This window comes from Tamlana crocina (assembly GCF_012037625.1).
In genome coordinates, this window is record NZ_JAAVJS010000479.1 from 1 (window position 1) to 363 (window position 363).

The following is a 363-nucleotide window of genomic DNA, read 5'->3' on the forward strand; positions in this document are numbered from 1 at the left end:
AATTAATTTTGAAACTTTATGAGTGGCTTCGCACTTCTGTTTTTATAGATTTGAAGTTTTGAAAATTTCGGGAAGACCTATGAGTGCATTTGTGATAAGTAAAAGAGACAACGGAAATTTTAAATTCAGCTTCGCTTCCAGGAAAGGGAAAACCATCTTCACCAGCATCGCCTGCAGGGAGAAATCTGACTGTGAAAAGATCATAGAGACCATTCAGCATGACCTGGAATCTTTCACTTTTCGTAAAGCCAGAACGGGTTCGGGAAAATACTTTTTCAGGATCACCCGCGGCGGATTCGTACTTGCCACCAGCCGAAAATTTTCTACAGAACTTATGCTTCAGAGGGGCATTGATCAATTCCT

1 protein-coding gene is annotated in these 363 nt (G+C 40.8%); it reads right to left on the reverse strand.

What is annotated here, in order from left to right; translation table 11 throughout:
• Positions 1–16: 16 nt before the first annotated feature.
• Positions 17–363 (reverse strand): hypothetical protein (locus tag HC176_RS19735; RefSeq protein WP_209309799.1); only part of this gene is annotated, 347 nt, incomplete at its 5' end.